The 18,790-nt window shown below is 69.3% G+C and carries 19 protein-coding genes; 8 read left to right on the top strand and 11 right to left on the bottom strand.

Annotation, left to right across the window (positions count from 1 at the left end):
• Positions 1–2: 2 nt before the first annotated feature.
• The 3 genes from AC07OQ_RS08095 to AC07OQ_RS08085 all read left to right on the top strand — a co-directional run bounded on the left by AC07OQ_RS08095 (position 3) and on the right by AC07OQ_RS08085 (position 2,202).
• A complete protein-coding gene (locus AC07OQ_RS08095; protein WP_495052590.1) occupies positions 3–629 on the top strand; it encodes a glycine zipper 2TM domain-containing protein in 627 nt (208 codons plus the stop codon).
• 126 nt (positions 630–755) lie between these two features.
• Positions 756–1,196, top strand: a complete 441-nt coding sequence (locus tag AC07OQ_RS08090) for a glycine zipper 2TM domain-containing protein (RefSeq protein ID WP_495052589.1) — start codon at positions 756–758, stop codon at positions 1,194–1,196.
• A 70-nt stretch (positions 1,197–1,266) separates the two neighbouring features.
• Complete coding sequence (locus AC07OQ_RS08085; RefSeq protein WP_495052588.1) at positions 1,267–2,202, top strand: LysR family transcriptional regulator; 936 nt, start codon at positions 1,267–1,269, stop codon at positions 2,200–2,202.
• Here the strand turns inward: AC07OQ_RS08085 and AC07OQ_RS08080 are convergent.
• The 9 genes from AC07OQ_RS08080 to AC07OQ_RS08040 form a co-directional block, all read right to left on the bottom strand.
• Complete coding sequence (locus tag AC07OQ_RS08080; protein WP_495052587.1) at positions 2,199–2,426, bottom strand: acyl-CoA carboxylase biotin carboxyl carrier protein subunit; 228 nt, start codon at positions 2,424–2,426, stop codon at positions 2,199–2,201. The two genes, AC07OQ_RS08085 and AC07OQ_RS08080, sit on opposite strands and share 4 nt — an antisense overlap.
• Before the next feature lie 8 nt (positions 2,427–2,434).
• Positions 2,435–3,205 carry a LamB/YcsF family protein gene (locus AC07OQ_RS08075; RefSeq protein ID WP_495052586.1) on the bottom strand — a complete coding sequence of 257 codons (771 nt, stop codon included), beginning with the start codon at positions 3,203–3,205 and terminating at the stop codon, positions 2,435–2,437.
• Positions 3,202–4,140, bottom strand: coding sequence for a 5-oxoprolinase subunit C family protein (locus AC07OQ_RS08070; RefSeq protein ID WP_495052585.1), 939 nt, complete (start codon positions 4,138–4,140; stop codon positions 3,202–3,204). The genes AC07OQ_RS08075 and AC07OQ_RS08070 overlap by 4 nt, the downstream gene beginning before the upstream one ends.
• 8 nt (positions 4,141–4,148) lie before the next feature.
• On the bottom strand, positions 4,149–4,859 hold the full coding sequence (gene pxpB / locus AC07OQ_RS08065) for a 5-oxoprolinase subunit PxpB (RefSeq protein ID WP_495052584.1): 711 nt from the start codon (positions 4,857–4,859) through the stop codon (positions 4,149–4,151).
• A complete protein-coding gene (locus AC07OQ_RS08060; RefSeq protein ID WP_495052583.1) occupies positions 4,856–6,229 on the bottom strand; it encodes an acetyl-CoA carboxylase biotin carboxylase subunit in 1,374 nt (457 codons plus the stop codon). The genes pxpB and AC07OQ_RS08060 overlap by 4 nt, the downstream gene beginning before the upstream one ends.
• A gap of 7 nt (positions 6,230–6,236) precedes the next feature.
• Positions 6,237–7,535, bottom strand: a complete 1,299-nt coding sequence (locus tag AC07OQ_RS08055) for a TRAP transporter large permease (protein WP_495052582.1) — start codon at positions 7,533–7,535, stop codon at positions 6,237–6,239.
• An 18-nt stretch (positions 7,536–7,553) separates the two neighbouring features.
• Positions 7,554–8,063, bottom strand: a complete 510-nt coding sequence (locus AC07OQ_RS08050) for a TRAP transporter small permease (protein ID WP_495052581.1) — start codon at positions 8,061–8,063, stop codon at positions 7,554–7,556.
• 25 nt (positions 8,064–8,088) lie between these two features.
• The gene (locus AC07OQ_RS08045; RefSeq protein WP_495052580.1) at positions 8,089–9,051 is read right to left on the bottom strand and encodes a TRAP transporter substrate-binding protein; all 963 of its coding nucleotides are present in this window, start codon (positions 9,049–9,051) and stop codon (positions 8,089–8,091) included.
• 119 nt (positions 9,052–9,170) lie between these two features.
• Entirely contained in the window at positions 9,171–10,691 is a 1,521-nt protein-coding gene (locus tag AC07OQ_RS08040) for a YifB family Mg chelatase-like AAA ATPase (RefSeq protein WP_495052579.1), read from the bottom strand.
• A 267-nt stretch (positions 10,692–10,958) separates the two neighbouring features.
• On the opposite strand from AC07OQ_RS08040, the gene AC07OQ_RS08035 reads away from it, so the two are divergent.
• From AC07OQ_RS08035 to amt, 3 genes are read left to right on the top strand one after another with little or no spacing between them, the layout of a single operon-like run.
• A complete protein-coding gene (locus tag AC07OQ_RS08035; RefSeq protein ID WP_495052578.1) occupies positions 10,959–11,678 on the top strand; it encodes a TorF family putative porin in 720 nt (239 codons plus the stop codon).
• Positions 11,679–11,705: 27 nt separating this feature from the next.
• Entirely contained in the window at positions 11,706–12,044 is a 339-nt protein-coding gene (glnK, locus tag AC07OQ_RS08030; protein WP_195795606.1) for a P-II family nitrogen regulator, read from the top strand.
• 43 nt (positions 12,045–12,087) lie between these two features.
• Positions 12,088–13,605 (top strand): ammonium transporter, encoded by a 1,518-nt coding sequence (gene amt, locus AC07OQ_RS08025; RefSeq protein WP_495052577.1) that lies wholly within the window; start codon positions 12,088–12,090, stop codon positions 13,603–13,605.
• A gap of 71 nt (positions 13,606–13,676) precedes the next feature.
• Here amt and AC07OQ_RS08020 read toward each other — a convergent pair whose 3' ends face one another.
• Together AC07OQ_RS08020 and AC07OQ_RS08015 are read right to left on the bottom strand one after the other, a co-directional pair.
• Positions 13,677–14,054 carry a response regulator gene (locus AC07OQ_RS08020; RefSeq protein ID WP_495052576.1) on the bottom strand — a complete coding sequence of 126 codons (378 nt, stop codon included), beginning with the start codon at positions 14,052–14,054 and terminating at the stop codon, positions 13,677–13,679.
• 16 nt (positions 14,055–14,070) lie between these two features.
• Positions 14,071–14,997: a TraB/GumN family protein gene (locus AC07OQ_RS08015; RefSeq protein WP_495052575.1), complete on the bottom strand. Its 927-nt coding sequence runs from the start codon at positions 14,995–14,997 to the stop codon at positions 14,071–14,073.
• 119 nt (positions 14,998–15,116) lie between these two features.
• On the opposite strand from AC07OQ_RS08015, the gene gshA reads away from it, so the two are divergent.
• Both gshA and AC07OQ_RS08005 read left to right on the top strand, forming a co-directional pair.
• Positions 15,117–16,412 carry a glutamate--cysteine ligase gene (gene gshA, locus AC07OQ_RS08010; RefSeq protein WP_495052574.1) on the top strand — a complete coding sequence of 432 codons (1,296 nt, stop codon included), beginning with the start codon at positions 15,117–15,119 and terminating at the stop codon, positions 16,410–16,412.
• 183 nt (positions 16,413–16,595) lie between these two features.
• Positions 16,596–18,443 carry a potassium transporter Kup gene (locus AC07OQ_RS08005; protein ID WP_495052609.1) on the top strand — a complete coding sequence of 616 codons (1,848 nt, stop codon included), beginning with the start codon at positions 16,596–16,598 and terminating at the stop codon, positions 18,441–18,443.
• Positions 18,444–18,790 lie beyond the last annotated feature (347 nt).

Here is an 18,790-nt window from a genome sequence, read left to right as displayed (position 1 = left end):
ATATGAAGATGCCCCTCAACGCCAGCCAGACCATTGCCGCCACCGCGATCGCCGCGGTGCTGCTGGGCGGCGCCTTTGCGCTGGGCCGGTCCTCGCAAGGCACCGCCCCGGCCGAGCCGGTCAAGGAAGAACAGCCCGCCGCCCCGGTCGGCAGCAGCAACAAGCTCGCGGCCAATGCCACCGAGCCCACGGCCGAACCGGCCCCGCGGCCGGTCAGCAACAGCAGCAAGCCCGCTCCCGCGAAACAGCATCATCAGCAGCAGCCGGTCGCGAGCACCGCCGCACCGGCGCGCCTGTGCGATGAATGCTCGCGCGTCGTCTCGGTGCAGTCCGAGGAGCGCCAGGGCCAGGGCAGCGGCCTGGGCGCGATCGGCGGCGCGGTGATCGGCGGCCTGCTGGGCAACCAGGTGGGCGGCGGCAGCGGCAAGAAGATCGCCACCGTCGGCGGCGCCGTGGCCGGCGGCTATGCCGGCAACGAGATCGAGAAGCGCCACAAGAGTTCGCGCGTCTGGGTCGTCAAGCTGGCCGACCGGGACGGCAGCACGCGCCGCCATGAGCAGGCCCAGAACCCGAACGTGCAGGCCGGCGATGTCGTCGTGCTGCGCGACGGTCTGCTGCAGCAGCATTGAGCCGGCGCTCGGCGCCTTCCTTCGTCAACGCCTTCGTCCGCACGGACATCCGGGGCGCCGGGATTTGCTCGCGCGAAGACGCGCGTGGCATGCTCGGACCCGCCCTATCTTCATAAGGACTCGGTCATGTCCAAGTATTTCCTGTTCCCCGTTCTGCTGCTGGCGAGCGCCGGTGCCATGGCCCAGCCCGGGCATGCCGCCTCCGGCCCCAGCAAGGCCCAGCTGGCCAAGCTGTGCCATGACTGCGCCTGGGTGGCCAATGTGCACACCGAGGAGCGCAAGGGCCAGGCCAGCGGCCTGGGCGTGGTCGGCGGCGCCGTGGTCGGCGGCCTGCTGGGCAACCAGGTCGGCGGCGGCAGCGGCAAGAAGATCGCCACCGTCGGCGGTGCGGTGGCCGGTGGCTATGCCGGCAACGAGATCGAGAAGAGCGCCAAGTCCCACAAGGTCTGGGTGGTCAAGCTGGTCGGCAAGGACGGCCGCAGCCGCAAGCATGAGCAGGCCCAGGACCCGAAGCTGAAGGTCGGCGACACCGTGCAGCTGCACGACGGCCAGCTGCAGCGCCGCTGATCCCCGGAAGTCGAGGTCCTACACTTGTCGGCGCGCGGCGACGCCGCTGCGCCGACTCGCTAGGATCTCCGTGAACACCAAATTCCTCGAAACCCTGGTCGTGCTGTCGCGTGTCGGCAGCTTCCGCGAGACCGCCCAGGTGATGATCACCACGCAGGCGGCAATCTCGCAGCGCATTGCCGCGCTGGAGGAGGAACTGGGCGCCGATCTGGTGGACCGCAGCGCGCGCCGCCTGGCCCTGACCCAGGTCGGCGAGCAGGTGCTGCGCCAGGCCGAACGCATGCTGGCGCTGGAGCGCGAGCTGAAGCTCTCGACCCGGCCCGATGCGCCGGCCGCCGGCCGGGTGCGCATCGGCGCGATCGAGTCGGTGGTGCACACCTGGCTGTCGCCGCTGATACGCCAGCTGGCCGAGCGCTATCCGCAGATCAACCCCGACATCACGGTCGACACCGCACGCCATCTGCAGGACCAGTTCCGGCTGCGCAAGCTGGATCTGATGATCCAGAACGATCCCTTTGCCGAGGCGATCGGCACCTTGGACTACCGCGTCACGCCGCTGTGCGAGTTTCCGCTGCGCTGGGTCGCCAAGCCCGAGCTGCTGCCGGCCAGCGGGCGGCTGACGGTGGAGGATCTGGAGCGCGTGCCGGTGCTGACCTTCTCGAAGACCTCCAGCCCGCAGGCCCATGTGCGGGCGCTGTTCGTCGATCGCGACACCGAGCCGCGGGTCTGCAGTTTCCCCTCGGTCGAGTCCATCATCCAGCTGGCCAGCGACGGCTATGGCATCGCGGCGATCCCGCCGGTGTTCGTGCGCCAGCAGCTGGCGCAGGGCCGGCTATGGCAGTGCGAGGGGCCGCCGCTGCCCTCGATGCTGATCACCTCGATCACCGAGAGTCGCATGAGCACGGCGGTGCGCGAGACCGCCGGCCTGGTGCGCGAGGTGGTGGCCGACTTCTGCGAGCGGGTCGGCGCCGACTGGGTGCGGCCGCAGCTGGGCGATCGGGACTAGCTCGTCGGCGACAGCACCAGCAGCGGCTGGTCTTCCTCGACCATCGCGCCCTCGGCGACCAGAATCTGCGCCACGACGCCGGCGGCCGGTGCGGCCAGCGGCAGCTCCATCTTCATCGACTCGATCACCAGCAGGGTGTCGCCCTCGGCGACCTGCTGGCCGAGCACGACCGCTATCTTCCAGACGCTGCCGCTGGCTTCGGAATTGACGCCGAGTTCTGCCATGCCGGGCCTCATCGGTGAGCGGGCGCCCGCAGCGCGACGCCGTCGGCCGTCAGCGCGGCGCGGATATGGCGCGCGAACTCCAGCGCGCCGGGCTGGTCGCCGTGCAGGCACAGCGTGTCGGCGCGCACCGGCACGACGGCGCCGCTCAGCGCGGTGACCGTGCCGGCCAGCATCTGGCGCACCTGGGCCAGCGACCGATCGGGGTCTTCGATCATCGCGCCGGGCAGGCCGCGCGGCGACAGCGAGCCGTCGTCCTGGTAGCTGCGGTCGGCGAACACCTCGTTGGCCGCGCGCAGGCCCAGCGCCTCGGCGGCCTTGACCATCTCGCTGCCGGCCAGGCCGAAGTAGATCAGGTCGGGATCGAAGTCGCGCACCGCCTGCGCGATCGCGTCGGACAGCTTGCGATCCTTGACCGCCATGTTGTAGAGCGCGCCATGCGGCTTCACATGGTTCAGGCGTCCGCCGGCGGCCCTGGCGAAGCCGGCCAGTGCGCCGATCTGGTAGAGCACCATCGCATAGGCCTCGGCCGGCGAGATCTTCATCTCGCGGCGGCCGAAGCCCTGCAGATCGGGCAGGCCCGGATGGGCACCGACCGCGACGCCCTTGGCGACGGCGGCCGTGACGATGCGGCGCATCGTGCCCGGGTCGCCGGCATGGAAGCCGCAGGCGATGTTCGCCGAAGTCACATGGTCGAGGATGGCGATGTCGTTGCCCATGGTGTAGGCGCCGAAGCCTTCGCCCATGTCGCAGTTCAGGTCCAGGGTCTTGGTGCTTGTCATGATGCGGCTCCCAGCGCGGCGGCGAACCGCTGCTCGCGTTGCAGATAAAGGGTTTGCGCCGTCTCCAGCGCGACCGGCACGAAGCGCAGCGCCTGCTGCGGCGCCAGCTGTGCCAGCAGCGGCAGGTCGACGCTGATCACATGGCCTATCTTCGGATAGCCGCCGGTGCTCTGGCGCTCGGCCATCAGGACGATGGGCTGGCCATCGGGCGGCACCTGGATGCTGCCGAAGTTGACGGCCTCCGAGATCAGCTCGCCGGGCACGCGGCGCGCCAAGGCCGGACCTTCGAGCCGGTAGCCCATGCGGTCGGACTGCGGGCTGATGCGAAAGCTGGCCTCGGCGAACAGGGCCTGGGCCTGATCCGTGAAGCCGGCCCAATGCTCGCCGAGCACGACGCGCAGCGGCGTGATCTCGGTCGTCGGCAAGGTGCTGTCGACCGGGAAGTCCGGCAGCGCGATGCCGGTCGGCTTGAACGCGGCGATCTCCAGCCGATCGCCCTTGCGCAGCGCGCGGCCCAGATGGCCGCCGAAGCCGCCGCGCACAAAGGTGCTGCGGCTGCCCATCAGCGGCGCCAGCGGGAAGCCGCCGCGCACCGCCAGATAGCTGCGCAGGCCGTTGACGCGCCGGCCGAAGGCCAGGAGTGCGCCGGCCGGCACCTCGATGCGCCGATTCAGCGCCAGCGGCGCGCCGTCCAAGGTGGGCGACAGGTCGGCGCCGCAGATCGCGATCTGGGTGGCGGCCTCGAAGCGCAGGCTCGGACCCATCAGCACGATCTCCAGGGTGGCCTCGTCCTGCAGATTGCCGACCAGCAGATTGGCGCAACGGTGCGAGAGCTCGTCCATCGCGCCGCAGACCGGCACGCCCAGGTGCTGATAGCCGTAGCGGCCCAGGTCCTGCAGCTGCGACTGCGCGCCGGGTTTGATGACTTCGATCATGCTTGCGCTCACTGCCGTGCCTCCAGCATCGCCTCATAGGTGTTGGCGTCGATGCGCACGAAGCGGATCGCGTCGCCCGGACCGAGCAGGCAGGGCGGCTCGGCGCCGGCCTCGAACAGGCGCACCGGGGTGCGGCCGAGGATGTTCCAGCCGCCGGGCGTCTCCAGCGGGTAGATGCAGGTCTGCTCGCGCGCGATCGCCACCGAACCGGGCGGGATATGGGTGCGCGGCGTCGGTCGGCGCGGCATCGACAGCAGCGGGTTCAGCCCGCCGATGAAGGGGAAGCCCGGCGCGAAGCCCAGCATGTAGACGCGATGGGCCGACTCCAGATGCAGCGCGATCACGCGCTCGGTGCTCAGGCCGCAGCGCTGTGCCACGTCCTCCAGGTCGGGCCCGTAGTCGCCGCCGTAGCAGACCGGGATCTCGATCACGCGCGGCGCGGCCTGCTGGGCGTCCAGCGGCTGGGCCAGCAGCTCCAGCAGCCGGGCCTTCAGCATGGCGAACGGGGTCGGTCCGAAGCATTCGGGCCGGTAGTGCAGGGCCACGGTGCTGAAGGCCGGCACGATGTCGCGCAGGCCCTCAATCGGCTGGGCGCGCAGGCGCTGCACGAAGGCATGCACGCGGGCGCTGGTGGCCGGGTCCACCGTGGTGCCCAAGCCCACCAGCAGGCAGCGGTCGCCGACCGCATCGATGCGCCAATCCATAGCTGTCTCGGTCATAGGGTCGCCACTTCCGCCAGCAAAGCCTGGCGCTCGCGCTCGACCCAGCCGGTATCGACCGCGCCGGCAACGAAATCGGCATGCTCGGCCACCGCGGCCAGGAAGCTCAGATTGTTCTTGACGCCCTCGATGCGGCTGGCCGCCAGCGCCGCGCGCAGCCGTGAGAGCGCGGCCCCGCGGTCCTCGCCCCAGACGATCAGCTTGGCGATCATCGGGTCGTAGAAGGGCGTGATCTGGTCGCCCTCGCGCACCCCGGTGTCGATGCGCACATGAGCCATGCCCAGCGGCAGGCCGAAGACCTTCAAAGGGCCGGGCGAAGGGAAGAAATTCTTGGCCGGGTTCTCGGCATAGAGGCGGCATTCGATCGCGGCGCCGCGCGGCACGATCTGCGCCTGCGGCGTGGGCGCGAAGGTGCCGGCGGCCAGCCGGATCTGCGCCTGCACCAGGTCCCAGCCGGTGACCATCTCGGTGACCGGGTGCTCGACCTGGATGCGCGTGTTCATCTCCAGGAAGAAGAACTCCAAGCTGTCGGCATCGACGATGAACTCCACCGTGCCCGGCCCGCGGTAGCGCTGGTGCGCGGCCAGCGCGACGGCGGCCGCGGCCATGCGCTCGACCATCGCCGCGGGCAGACCCGGCGCCGGGCTTTCCTCGACGATCTTCTGGAAGCGGCGCTGCACCGAGCACTCGCGCTCGAGCAGATGCACCGCCGTGCCGTCGCCATGGCCGAAGACCTGGATCTCGATATGGCGGGCGCGCGCGACCAGGCGCTCCAGATAGACCGTCCCGTCCTTGAAGGCCTTGGCGGCCAAGGCCTGGGTCGCGGCCACCGCGGCCAGCAGCTGCTCGGGCGTATCGACCCGGCGCATGCCGATGCCGCCGCCGCCACCGGTGGCCTTGACCAGCAGCGGGTAGCCGACCTGCCGGGCCGCCGCTGCTATGCCGTCCAGCGCGTCCACCGCGAAACGCTGGCTGCCCGGCAGGGTCGGCACACCGGCGCCTGCCGCGATCGCGCGGGCGCGCTGCTTGTCGCCCATCGCCTCGATGCTGTCGGGGTCCGGGCCTATCCATGTGACGCCGGCGGCCTCGGCGGCGCGGGCGAAGCCGGTGTTCTCCGACAGGAAGCCGTAGCCGGGATGGACGCCGTCGGCGCCATGGCGCAGCGCGGCCTCGAGGATGGTCGCGCCGTTCAGATAGCTCTGCGCGGCCGGCGCCGGGCCGATGGGCTCGGCGAAGTCTGCCAGCTCCACATGCAAGGAGTTCGCATCGGCCTCCGAATACACCGCGACCGTTTCAATCCCCAGCGCCTGGCAGGCGCGGATGATGCGGCAGGCGATCTCGCCTCGGTTGGCAATCAGTATGCGTTTCATGGCGGACTCAGCCCATCGCGCGCGGCAGCACCATCACGATGTCCGGGAACAGCGTGATCAGCACCGTCGCCAGCACCAGCAGCAGGAAGAAGGGGAAGGCCATGCGCGCCAGCGTGAACAGCCCCTTGCCGGTGATGCCCTGGATCACGAACAGATTGAAGCCCACCGGCGGCGTGATCTGCGCCATCTCGACCACCAGGATCAGGTAGATGCCGAACCACAGCGGGTCGATGCCGGCCGCCTGCACGGCCGGCAAGAGCACGGCCGTGGTCAGCACGACGATGGAGATGCCGTCGAGGAAGCAGCCCAGCAGGATGAAGAACAGCGTCAGCACGGTCAGCAGGCCATAGGCCGACAGATGCATCGACGCGATCCACTGCGCCACATTGGCCGGCAGGCCGGTGAAGCTCATCGCGCTGGTCAGATAGGCGGCACCCAGCAGGATGAAGGTGATCATGCAGGAGGTGCGCGCCGCACCCATCAGGCTGGCGACAAAGGACTTGCGGTCCAGCGAGCCGCCCAGGCCGGCGATGATCAGCGAGCCGATCACGCCGATCGTGGCGGCCTCGGTGGCGGTGGCGATGCCGGCATAGATCGAGCCGATCACGCCGGCGATCAGCAGCACCACCGGGGCCAGCAGACGCAGGCGCCCGAAGCGCTCGCCCCAGCCGATGCGCTCCTCGTCGCGCGGCACCTTGCCCGGGTTGCGCAGCGCCCAGATCGCGATATAGCCGGAGAACAGCAGCATCATCATGATGCCGGGCAGGATGCCGGCGGTGAACAGCTTGACGATGGAGACCTGGGCCGCGACGCCGTAGACGATCATCACGATGGACGGCGGGATCAGCAGGCCCAGCGTGCCGGCGCCGGCCAGCGAGCCGATGCTGATGCTCTCGTCGTAGCCGCGCGCCTTCAGTTCGGGCAGCGAGATCTTGCCGATCGTCGCGGCGGTGGCGGCCGACGACCCGCTGACCGCGGCGAAGATGCCGCAGCCCAGCACATTGACATGGACCAGCCGGCCCGGCAGCGCATGGACCCAGGGCCCGAGGCCGGAGAACATGTCCTCGGCCAAGCGGGTGCGGTAGAGGATTTCGCCCATCCAGATGAACAGCGGCAGGGCGGTCAGGGCCCAGCTGGCGGTCGAGCCCCAGCCGGTGGTGGCGAACAGCACGCCGGCCGGCGCGTCGGTGAAGAAGATCAGACCGGCCAGGCCGCAGCCGATCAGGGCCAGCGCCACCCAGACGCCCAGGCCCAGCATCAGGAAGAGCAGGGCCATCAGGACGCCCGCTTGTGCAAGATCGCTCATGAGAGGAGTCCTTTTTCTTTATTCGGTGCGGGCGGCTTCGCCGTCGGGCGAGTCGCTCAGCGGCCGGCCCTGCAGGCCGCGCCACAGGCGGTCGATCAGCATCAGGGCCAGCAGTGCCATGCCGATCGCCATCGACAGCTGCGGGATCCACAGCGGCACGCGCAACATGCCCTGCGCGACCTCGTCGTAGCGCCAGGAATCGAGCACGAAGTTCACCGTGTGCCAGGCGGCCCAGCTCGACAAGGCGACGCCCAGCGCCGAGGCCAGCAGCTCGAAGCCGTGCTCCCAGCGCTTGGGCAGGAAATGCAGGACCAGGGTGACGCGGATATGGTCGCCATGGCGCATCGCATAGGGCAGGGCCAGAAAGGCCGAGGCGGCCATGGCCCAGGCGGCGAAGTCGTCGGCGGCCGGGATCTGCTGGCCGGCCAGGCGCGCGCCGATCTGCGCGGCGATCACCAGGGCGATGGCGGCCAGCGCGATGGCCGAGGCCGCGCCGGAGGCCTTGGAGAGACGGTCGAGAACAGCCATGGTGATTGCCTTTCTTGTGGTTCGATTACTTGCGGAAGGCTTCGAGGACCTTGGCGCCGTCCGGGCCGGCCTTCTTGGTCCATTCCTCGGCCATCGTCGCGCCGATCTTGTTCAGCTCGGTGGCGATGGTGGCCGGCACCGGCTGCACCGAGATGCCCTTGCTCGCCAGGGTCTGGGTCAGCTTGGCGGTCAGCTCGCGGGCCTGGGCCCAGCCGCGCGCCTCGGCTCGTCTGCCGGCGTCGAGCAGCGCCTGGCGCTGGGCCGGCGGCAGGGCCGCCAGCGAGCGCTTGTTGGCGATGACGATGGCCTGCGGGATGAAGGCCTGGGCGTCGTAGTAATGCTTGACGTAGTCCCAGGCCTGGGTGTCGACACCGGTGGCCGGCGAGGTGATCATCATGTCGATCACGCCGGTCGAGAAGGCCTGCGGCACCTCGGCGGTCTGGATGGTGGTCGGCACCGCGCCCATCAGCGTCACCATGCGGCTGGTCGAGGCGCTGTAGGCGCGGAAGCGCGCGCCCTTGAAGTCGCCGATCGCGGCCACCGGGTTCTTGGTGTAGATGCCCTGCGGCGGCCAGGGCGAGCCGTAGACCAGCACCAGGCCCTGCTTGTCCAGGCGCTGCGCGATCTGCTCGCGGGCGGCCTTCCAGAGCTTCTCGGAGGCGTCGAAGGAGCTGGCCAGGAAGGGCACGCTGTCGATCTCGAACATCGCGTCCTCGTTGCCCAGGGCCGACATCAGCACCTCGCCGATCGGCACGATGCCCTGTTGCACGCCGCGCTTCACCTCGGGGCGCTTCAGCAGCACGCTATTGCTCTGCACCTTGAATTCCAGCTGGCCGGCGGTGGCGGCCTTCACGTCCTCGGCGAACTGGCGCACGTTCTGGGTCAGGTAGTTGGCGTCCGGCTGTTCGGCCGACATATTCCAGGTGACGGCCTGGGCGGCGCTGGAGAGCAGGACGGCGGCGGTGGCGCTGAGCAACAGACGTTTCATCGGAGGCTTCCTTGGGGCATGGGTAGTGGCGCGAATGTCCGGCAATCCGGCGCAAAGGTCGACCGAGAAATAATGATCATCGGACTCAACATTTGCTGATCGCCGGGGCGTTCTCCGTATTAACCCGAGGCCTGCAAACCGCGTCGCAGCTGCACGGCCTCGGCCATATGGGCGGGCTCGATGGCGGGGCTGGCGGCCAGGTCGGCAATGGTGCGGGCCACCCGCAGCACCCGGTGGTAGCCGCGGCCCGACCAGCCCAGGCGCGCCGCGGCCTTCTGCAGCAGCGCGGTGGCGGCCGGGCTGGCCTGCGCATGCTGTTCCAGCTGGCCGGCCGTCAGCTGCGCGTTGGCGCAGCCCTGGCGCCCCAGCGACCGGGCATGGGCGCTCGCCACGCGGGCGGCCACGACGCTGCTGGCCTCGCCGTCCGGCGCCGCCGCCAGCGTCTGCGGCGCCAGCACCGGCACCTCGACCAGCAGGTCCAGCCGGTCCAGGAAGGGGCCGGACAGGCGCGCCTGGTAGCGCGCCACCTGGTCGGGCGTGCAGCGGCATTCACGCAGCGGGTTGCCCTGCTGACCGCAGGGGCAGGGGTTCATCGCGGCCACCAGCTGGAAGCGCGCCGGGAACTCGGCGCGGCGCGCCGCGCGGGCGATCAGGATGCGGCCGCTCTCCATCGGCTCGCGCAGGGCCTCCAGCGCGGCGCGCGGGTACTCGGGGAGTTCGTCCAGGAACAGGACGCCATGCTGGGCCAGCGAAATCTCGCCGGGGCGGGGCGGCGAGCCGCCGCCCACCAGGGCCACGCTGGAGGCGCTGTGGTGCGGCGCGCGCAGCACGCGCCGGCCCCATTGCGCGGGCTCGAACTGGCCGGCCAGGCTCAGCACCGTGGCCGACTCCAGCGCCTCCTCGTCGCTGAGCGGCGGCAGCAGGCCCAGCAGGCGCTGCGCCAGCATCGACTTGCCGGTGCCCGGCGGGCCGATCAGCAGCAGGCTCAAGGCCCCGGCCGCGGCGATTTCCAGGGCACGCTTGGGGCCGGGCTGGCCCTTGATGTCGCGCAGATCGGGCAGGGGCGTCTCGGACATGGCCGGGCCTTGCGCCGGCCGGGCCCGCGCGAGCGTCTCGGTGCTGCCGGGGCTCAGCGCCGCCACCAGATCGAGCAGATGCCGCACGCCATGTACCCGCGCCTCGCCGACCAGGGCGGCCTCCTGCGCGCTGGCCTCGGGCAGCACCAGGGCGCGCGCTGCACCGCCATGGCGCAGCGCCAGACCCATGGCCAGCGCGCCGCGCACCGGGCGCAGCTCGCCGGCCAGCGACAGCTCGCCCGCGCATTCCAGCCCGGCCAGGCGTGCGGCGTCGATCTGGCCGTTGGCGGCCAGCAGTCCCAGGGCGATCGGCAGGTCGAAGCGGCCGCCTTCCTTGGGCAGGTCGGCCGGCGCCAGGTTTACGGTGATGCGCTTGTTGTGCGGGAAGCCCAGGCCGCTGTTCAGCAGGGCCGCGCGCACCCGCTCGCGCGCCTCCTTGACCTCCGTGTCCGCCAGACCGACCAGGGTGAAGGAGGGCAGGCCGTTGGCCAGATGGACCTCCACGCTGACCGGCACGGCGGCCAGCCCATCGAGCGCGCGGCTGTGGACAACGGCCAAGGACATCGGACGGCCCTCCCGGCGCCTGTGGCGCAGACCAAGTTCCCGGGTCGATTGTGGCGCCGCCGAGGCGCTTGTGGCGGCGCCGTGATGCACGGAAAAGGGGCACGCACCAAGCTGGAGCTTTGACATTTCGGAACCAAAACGGTGCAATCCGGGGGATCTTCTCGCATGGAATGACGGCCGACCGATGGGGCGGCGCCTGGCACGGAAGCTGCAACGCTGCTGCGAAGTCCCGCCTCCCCATACACAAATCCAGCTAGGAGTCCCGCGATGAAGTTGATGCTTGCCGCGCTTGCCGCCACCCTGACCCTGGGCGCAGCGCCCGTCGTTCAGGCCCAGGAGGCCAGCCCCCTGTCCTTCAACGTCAGCCTGACGACCGACTACCGCTACCGCGGCATCTCCCAGACCCGCCTGCGTCCGGCCGTGCAGGGCGGCATCGACTACGCCCACGACAGCGGCTTCTATGTCGGCGCCTGGGCTTCGTCGATCAAGTGGATCAAGGACGCCGGCGGCGATGCCGACGTCGAGATCGACGTCTACGGCGGCTACAAGACCGAGCTGCTCAAGGGGGTCACGGTCGATGTGGGCGTGCTGACCTACAGCTATCCCAAGAACAAGCTGCATCCCAGCGCCAACACCCAGGAAATCTACGGTGCGCTGGGCCTGGGCCCGGCCACGCTGAAGTACTCGCACAGCGTCAGCAATCTGTTCGGCTTCGCCGACAGCAAGAACAGCCAGTACCTGGAGGCGGCCGCGACCATCGAGCTGTTCGACGGCTACACGATCACGCCCCATGTCGGCTATCAGCGCGTCAAGAACAACAGCGACTTCTCCTATACCGACTACTCGGTCACGGTCAACAAGGAGTTCGCCGGCTTCGTCTTCGGCCTGGCGGCCGTCATCACCGACACCGACGCCTATGTGTACGCGCCGAAGAACAAGAACCTGGGCAAGGATGCCTTTGTGTTCTCGGTCAAGAAGACCTTTTGAATCTAGTGAGTGGACGAGGAGAAGCGCATGAAACTGATCACTGCCGTCATCAAGCCCTTCAAGCTTGACGAAGTGCGTGAAGCCCTGAGCGCCATCGGCGTGCAGGGTCTGACCGTGACCGAGGTGAAGGGCTTTGGCCGCCAGAAAGGGCACACCGAGCTGTACCGCGGCGCCGAGTACGTGGTGGACTTCCTGCCCAAGGTGAAGATCGAGGCGGCGGTGGCCGACGACGTGGTCGAGCAGGTCATCGAGGCGATCGAGAGCTCGGCCCGTACCGGCAAGATCGGCGACGGCAAGATCTTCGTGTCGCCGCTGGACCAGGTGGTGCGCATCCGCACCGGCGAGACCGGCCAGGACGCGCTCTGAGCGCGCCCGCAAGACCGAACAAATAATTTCCGGAGATTCCCTCATGAAGAAACTACTTGCCAGCCTGGCGCTGGCCGCGGCGGTGTTCGCCCCGGCCCCGGCCGTCTGGGCCCAGGATGCCGCCTCGGCCCCCGCCGCTGCCGTGGTGGCCGCAGCCTCCGACGCCGCGGCTCCTGCTGCTTCCGCGCCGGCCGAGGCCGCCTCGGCGGCCGCCGCACCGGCGCCCGTGCCCAACAAGGGCGACACCGCCTGGATGATGGTCGCCACCCTGCTGGTGATCCTGATGACCGTGCCCGGCCTGGCCCTGTTCTACGGCGGCCTGGTGCGCAGCAAGAACATGCTGTCGGTGCTGATGCAGGTGATGGTCGCGTTCTCGATGATCGTCGTGCTGTGGGTGCTGTACGGCTACAGCCTGGCCTTCACCGAGGGCAACAAGTTCGTCGGCGGCTTCGATCGCGTGCTGCTCAAGGGCATCTGGGACAACGCCGCCGGCACCTTCGCCAACGCGGCCACCTTCAGCAAGGGTGTCTACATCCCCGAGGTGCTGTTCGCCGCCTTCCAGGCCACCTTCGCCGGCATCACCGCCTGCCTGATCGTCGGCGCCTTCGCCGAGCGCATCAAGTTCGGCGCCGTGCTGCTGTTCCTGGCCCTGTGGTTCACTTTCAGCTACATCCCGATGGCCCATATGGTCTGGTTCTGGATGGGACCGGACGCCTACGCGGCCGCCAATGTGGCCGAGGAAATGACCGGCAAGGCCGGCCTGATCTGGCAATGGGGCGCGCTGGACTTCGCCGGCGGCACCGTGGTGCACATCAACGCCGCCGTGGCCGGCCTGGTCGGCGCCTACATGGTGGGCAAGCGCATCGGCTACGGCAAGGAAGCCTTCACCCCGCACAGCCTGACCCTGACCATGGTCGGCGCCTCGCTGCTGTGGGTGGGCTGGTTCGGTTTCAACGCCGGCTCGGCGCTGGAAGCCAACGGCTTTGCCGCGCTGGCCTTCATGAACACCTTTGCCGCCACCGCCGCCGCCGTGCTGGCCTGGTGCATCGGCGAGGCCCTGCTGAAGGGCAAGGCCTCGATGCTGGGCGCCGCCTCGGGCGCCGTCGCGGGCCTGGTGGCCATCACCCCGGCGGCCGGCAATGTCGGCATCGGGGGCGGCCTGATCATCGGCTTCATCGCCGGCTTCGCCTGCCTGTGGGGCGTGTCGGGCCTGAAGAAGCTGCTGGGCGCGGACGACTCGCTGGACGTGTTCGGCGTGCATGGCGTCGGCGGCATCGTCGGCGCGCTGCTGACCGGCGTGTTCAACTCGCCCGACCTGGGTGGCCCCAGCGCCGTCGGCGACTGGGTCACGGTGGCCATGGTGGCGCCGGATGCCTATTCGATCGCCGGCCAGGTCTGGATCCAGGCCAAGGCCGTGCTGCTGACCATCGTCTGGTCCGGCGTGGTGTCGCTGATCGCCTTCAAGATCGTCGACCTGGTGATCGGCCTGCGGGTCTCGGAAGAGGCCGAGCGCGAGGGCCTGGACATCACCTCGCACGGCGAGACCGCGTATCACAAGTGATGATGCGCTGCGGCGGGGCGTGCCCCGCCGCTCCCAGCCAGGGCCGCCCGCGAGGCGGCCCTTTTTATTGTTCAGGATGGCACGCGCAGCAGGTCTTCGATCAGCTCGACCAGCCGGGCCGGGCTGAAGGGCTTGGCCAGGAAGGCGTTGGCGCCCGCGGCCAGTGCACGCTGACGCTCCCGCGGCGCGGCGCTGGCGCTCAGTACCAGCAGCCTGGTGCCGACCAGGGTCGGGTCTTGCCGAACCAGGGCGCACAGCTCCAGCCCGCCGATCTCGCCCGGCATCACCACGTCCACCAGCATCAGGTCGGGCCGCAGCGCCTGCGCGATCTGCAGTGCCAGCGCGGCATTGGTCGCCTCGTGCAGGCGGTGGCCGACCTCCTCCAGGGCCCAGCGGATCAAGCGCCGGGTGTCGGCCTGGTCATCGACGATCAGGATGCGGGCTTGCATGCCGCAATGGTATGCGCTACTGCAGCCGCTCGATGCGGTAGCCACGACGCTCCAGCAGGCGCAGCAGGCTTTGCGGCCCGGTCATGTGCAGGGCGCCGACGGCGGCGAGCGGCCGGTGGCCGGCGCCGACCAGCGCGTCGATGCGCTCGGCCAGGAAGGGGTTGCGATCGTCGTTCAGGCGCTTGAGCTGGGCGCGGTCCTCGGCGCTCTGGGCGCATTCGCACCAGCGCTCGTAGTCCTCCAGCGCCTGCAGATCGCTGCTGGCCCAGGCCTCGGCCATGCGGCGCAGCACCGATCGCGCCTTGTCCTGCTCCAGCAGGTCCAGCAGCTCGTGGGTCATCCGCAGCGCCCGGGGTCGTTCCCGGGGCAGCAGGGCGGCCAGCTGCTGTTCCACCGTCTCCAGCGACACCACGGGCCGCTGCAGCGTGCGGGCCAGGCCGCTGAGCACCTGCTCCTGGGCATAGCCCGAGTCCAGCCCGTCCCAGCGCGCGGCCAGCAGCGTCAGGGTGAAGGCCTGCATCAGCGGATGCAGCGAGGCCAGCGCGCCGGCCGGCAGGCAGGCCTCGGCCTCGTGGCGGGCCAGGCGGCGGCGCAGCGCCTCGTCCGGCTCGACGCGGCGACGCGCCAGGCCCGCGGCCATCTGCTGCTGGACGGCGGGGTCGCCCGGGTCCAGCTCCAGGGCCACCATATCGCTCTGCTGCAGCGCGGCGCTCAGCTTCGGGCCGGGCATGGCCCAGTCCAGCTTGCCGACATGGATGCTGCCGTACAGATGGGCGCTGCGCCCGTCCTTGCTGATGCGCCACAGCAGGCCGCGGTCCTGCGCGCGCGCCTGGGCGGCCTGCAGGGCCTCGGTGGAGGGCGGCTCGGGGCTGGGCGGGCAGGCGGCGCGGGCCACCAGGGCGGTGCAGAGCAGCAGCAGGCAGGCAAGGGCTTGGATCGGCATGCCCGCACTCTAAGGCCTGAGGCCCGGGTGAGGGGCTTGAGGTCGCGCCGAATGCCCCCAGCTTGCTCCTAGAATCGTCTCAACACGCCTCCCAAGCCCGGTCCGGGCTTCACAAGCCCATGGTCCCCCACCTCATCACCGCGCTGAACGGCCCCATCAACGAGCTGGAGCAGCGCATCCTCGAGTCGATGCCGGCCATCGAGCGCTGGTTCCGGCTCGAATGGATGGAGCACACGCCGCCCTTCTACAGCTCGGTGGACGTGCGCAATGCGGGCTTCAAGCTGGCGCCGGTGGATACCAATCTGTTCCCCGGCGGCTTCAACAACCTGAACCCCGAGATGCTGCCGCTGGCCGTGCAGGCGGCGATGGCGGCGATCGAGAAGATCTGCCCCGAGGCCAAGAACCTGCTGCTGGTGCCCGAGGGCCAGACCCGCAACACCTTCTACCTGGCCAATGTCGCCACGCTGCTGCGCATCTTCACCCAGGCGGGCCTGAACGTGCGCCTGGGCACGCTGGACCCCGAGATCACCGCACCGACCCAGCTGCAGCTGGCCGACGGCAACAGCCTGACCGTCGAGCCGCTGGTGCGCCACCGCGGCCGTCTGGGGCTGAAGGATTTCGACCCCTGCACGATCCTGCTGAACAACGATCTGTCGGCCGGCGTCCCGGCGGTGCTGGAGGGCCTGCACGAGCAGTATCTGCTGCCGCCGCTGCATGCCGGCTGGGCGGTGCGACGCAAGCACAACCATTTCCGCGCCTATGAGGAGGTGGCCAAGAAGTTCGCCAAGCTGATGGGCATGGATCCCTGGCTGATCAACCCGATGTATGCCACCACCGGCGAGCTGGATTTCGGTGAGGGCCAGGGCCTGGAGGCGCTGCAGGCCCAGGCCGATACGCTCTTGACCAAGGTGCGCCGCAAGTACAAGGAATATGGCATCCAGGAGAAGCCCTTCGTGATCGTCAAGGCCGATGCCGGCACCCATGGCCTGGGCGTCATGACCGTGCGCGATGCCAAGGACCTGAGCGGGCTGAGCGAGAAGGCGCGCGGCCGGATGGGCGTCGGCAAGGACGGCCTGAGGGTCAGCGAGGTCCTGATCCAGGAGGGCGTGCCGACCTACGAGCGTGTCAACGACGCGGTGGCCGAACCGGTGGTCTACATGATGGACCGCTATGTGGTGGGCGGCTTCTACCGCGTGCATGCCGAGCGCGGCATCGACGAGAACCTCAATGCCCCGGGCTCCAGCTTCGTGCCGCTGGCCTTCGCCGAGTCCTCCCAGCTGCCGCGTCCGGGCGTCAAGCCCGGCGCCAGCGCGCCCAACCGCTTCTATATGTACGGCGTGATCGCGCGCCTGGCCATGCTGGCCGCCAGCTACGAGCTGGAGGTCACCGATCCCGAGGCCGAGGTCTATGCCTGAGCCCGGCCGGGCCCGTCAAGCGGGCCGTGCCGGATAGCAACGCTGCCCCACCCCCCGGGTTCAGGGTGGATTGACGCGCTGCACAACGGCGGGCGCAAAATAGCCGCTTTCGGCAACTGGCGGCCTTTCACGGCCGCCGCGTTTTCTGTGAGTTCCTCTCAAGCGGCCCGCAGCCCCACGGCCATGGCGGGCCTGACCCTTGGCGCATTGGGCGTTGTCTATGGCGACATCGGCACCAGCCCCCTGTATGCGCTCAAGGAGGTGTTCCATGGCGCCCATGTGCCGCTGACGCACGACAACGTCCTGGGCGTGCTCTCGCTGCTGTTCTGGACCATGACCATCGTGGTCTCGCTGAAGTACGTGCTGCTGATCCTGCGCGCGGACAACAACGGCGAGGGCGGCCTGATCGCGATGCTGGCCCTGGCCACCAATGCGGTGAACGGCCGGCCGAAGCTGCGTCGCGCTCTGATGCTGGTGGGACTGTTCGGTACCGCCATCTTTTTCGGCGATGCGGTGATCACGCCGGCGATGACGGTGCTCAGCGCGGTGGAGGGCATCGATGTCTACGCGCCCGGCTATCACGACGCGATCGTGCCGGTGGCGCTGATCGTGCTGGCCGGCCTGTTCGCGGTGCAGCGTTTCGGTACCGGCGGTGTCGGCCGCGCCTTCGGGCCGGTGATGCTGGTCTGGTTCACCAGCCTGGCCCTGCTGGGCCTGCCGCAGATCACCGCCAACCCGCAGGTGCTGGCCGCCATCGATCCGCGCTATGCATTCGACTTCTGCGTGCATTACGGTTGGGTGGCCTTTGTGGCCCTGGGCGCGGTGGTGCTGGTGGTGACCGGCGGCGAGGCGCTCTATGCCGACCTGGGCCATTTCGGCAAGAAGCCGATCCGCATCGCCTGGTACGGTTTCGTGATGCCGGCCCTGGTGATCAACTACTTCGGTCAGGGCGCGCTGCTGCTGCAGCAGCCCGAGGCGATCAAGAACCCGTTCTTCCTGATCGCGCCGGGCTGGGCCGAGATCCCGCTGTTTGCCTTGGCCACGCTGGCCGCCATCGTGGCCTCCCAGGCGCTGATCACCGCGGCCTTCTCGGTGACCAAGCAGGCGGTGCAGCTGGGCATCCTGCCGCGCATGCGCATCCTGCACACCTCGGTGCGCGACACCGGCCAGATCTACGTGCCCTTCGTCAACTGGGGCCTGTTCGTCTTCGTCGTGCTGGCGGTGGTGCTGTTCGGCTCGTCCAGCAAGCTGGCCGGAGCCTATGGCGTGGCGGTGACGATCGACATGACCATCACCACGGTGATGACCTTCTTCGTGATCCGCTACGGCTGGCGTTATCCGCTGGCCCTGTGCGTGCTGGCCACCGGTGCCTTCTTCGTGATCGACGTCACCTTCCTGGCCTCCAATCTGCTGAAGCTGCTGCATGGCGGCTGGTTCCCGCTCTTGATCGGCATCGGCATGTTCACGCTGATGCTGACCTGGAAGCAGGGCCGGCGCCAACTCAGCAACAAGCTGCGCGAGGATGCGATCGACCTCAGCAGTTTCCTGGAGGCCGTGTTCGTCAGCCCGCCCACCCGCGTGCCCGGCACCGCGGTGTTCCTGGCGGCAGAGCAGGGCGTGACGCCCAATGCGCTGCTGCACAACCTGAAGCACAACAAGGTGCTGCACGAGCAGAACCTGTTTGTCAGCGTCAAGCACCACGAGGTGCCCTGGGTCGGCTTCGACAAGCGCGTGCAGGTGGAAAGCCTGGGCAACGACTGCTGGGCCGTCAGCCTGCATTTCGGCTTCAAGAACGAGCCCGACGTGCCGGATGCGCTGATGCTGCTGGAACAGCGCGGCGTGCATCTTGACGAGATGGAGACCAGCTATTTCCTGTCGCGCGACATCGTGATCCCGACAATCGGCTCCGGCATGGCGCCCTGGCGCGAGAAGCTGTTCGCCAGCATGCACCGCAACGCCGCCGCGGCGGCCGACTTCCTGCACCTGCCGACCAACCGCATCGTCGAACTGGGCGCCAAGGTCGAAATCTAGCCGGCCCTCGCACAAGCGTAAGCGTTTGTAGCCGAATGACAGTCGTGATGAGAATTATTCTCATATAGAATGCGGCTGATCGCGAGTCCGGCATGTCAGCAGCGTGCCGGGTCGCGTACCGACTGATGCACTGAGCCCGCCAGCCTCCGCCCGCCGCTCGACGAAAAGATCGAAGCCCAACAACCCGCCGCAGGCCCCCGCCTGCCGCCGATGTCGAGGCTTCGTCGCGCGACGGCGGTCGTTCCGGGAAACGAGGGCAAGGCGCCATCCGTGGGCGCCGGCATGCCCCTGCCCGGGCGTCCCGGGGTGCGGCGAGGCCCGCGCCGGCGGTCTGGTCCCTGCAGCGA

The organism is Roseateles sp. GW821-FHT09B06, from assembly GCF_059418245.1.
This window is presented reverse-complemented; position numbering and strand designations above follow the sequence as displayed.

Coding starts and splice junctions, on each gene's coding strand:
- glnK (WP_195795606.1), top strand. CDS start 11,706: ATGAAACTGATCACTGCCGTCATCAAGCCCTTCAAGCTTGACGAAGTG.
- AC07OQ_RS08020 (WP_495052576.1), bottom strand. CDS start 14,054: ATGCAAGCCCGCATCCTGATCGTCGATGACCAGGCCGACACCCGGCGC.
- AC07OQ_RS08075 (WP_495052586.1), bottom strand. CDS start 3,205: ATGACAAGCACCAAGACCCTGGACCTGAACTGCGACATGGGCGAAGGC.
- amt (WP_495052577.1), top strand. CDS start 12,088: ATGAAGAAACTACTTGCCAGCCTGGCGCTGGCCGCGGCGGTGTTCGCC.
- AC07OQ_RS08060 (WP_495052583.1), bottom strand. CDS start 6,229: ATGAAACGCATACTGATTGCCAACCGAGGCGAGATCGCCTGCCGCATC.
- AC07OQ_RS08050 (WP_495052581.1), bottom strand. CDS start 8,063: ATGGCTGTTCTCGACCGTCTCTCCAAGGCCTCCGGCGCGGCCTCGGCC.
- AC07OQ_RS08005 (WP_495052609.1), top strand. CDS start 16,596: ATGGCGGGCCTGACCCTTGGCGCATTGGGCGTTGTCTATGGCGACATC.
- AC07OQ_RS08035 (WP_495052578.1), top strand. CDS start 10,959: ATGAAGTTGATGCTTGCCGCGCTTGCCGCCACCCTGACCCTGGGCGCA.
- AC07OQ_RS08055 (WP_495052582.1), bottom strand. CDS start 7,535: ATGAGCGATCTTGCACAAGCGGGCGTCCTGATGGCCCTGCTCTTCCTG.
- AC07OQ_RS08095 (WP_495052590.1), top strand. CDS start 3: ATGAAGATGCCCCTCAACGCCAGCCAGACCATTGCCGCCACCGCGATC.
- AC07OQ_RS08015 (WP_495052575.1), bottom strand. CDS start 14,997: ATGCCGATCCAAGCCCTTGCCTGCCTGCTGCTGCTCTGCACCGCCCTG.
- gshA (WP_495052574.1), top strand. CDS start 15,117: ATGGTCCCCCACCTCATCACCGCGCTGAACGGCCCCATCAACGAGCTG.
- AC07OQ_RS08070 (WP_495052585.1), bottom strand. CDS start 4,140: ATGATCGAAGTCATCAAACCCGGCGCGCAGTCGCAGCTGCAGGACCTG.
- AC07OQ_RS08045 (WP_495052580.1), bottom strand. CDS start 9,051: ATGAAACGTCTGTTGCTCAGCGCCACCGCCGCCGTCCTGCTCTCCAGC.
- AC07OQ_RS08040 (WP_495052579.1), bottom strand. CDS start 10,691: ATGTCCTTGGCCGTTGTCCACAGCCGCGCGCTCGATGGGCTGGCCGCC.
- AC07OQ_RS08080 (WP_495052587.1), bottom strand. CDS start 2,426: ATGGCAGAACTCGGCGTCAATTCCGAAGCCAGCGGCAGCGTCTGGAAG.
- AC07OQ_RS08090 (WP_495052589.1), top strand. CDS start 756: ATGTCCAAGTATTTCCTGTTCCCCGTTCTGCTGCTGGCGAGCGCCGGT.
- pxpB (WP_495052584.1), bottom strand. CDS start 4,859: ATGACCGAGACAGCTATGGATTGGCGCATCGATGCGGTCGGCGACCGC.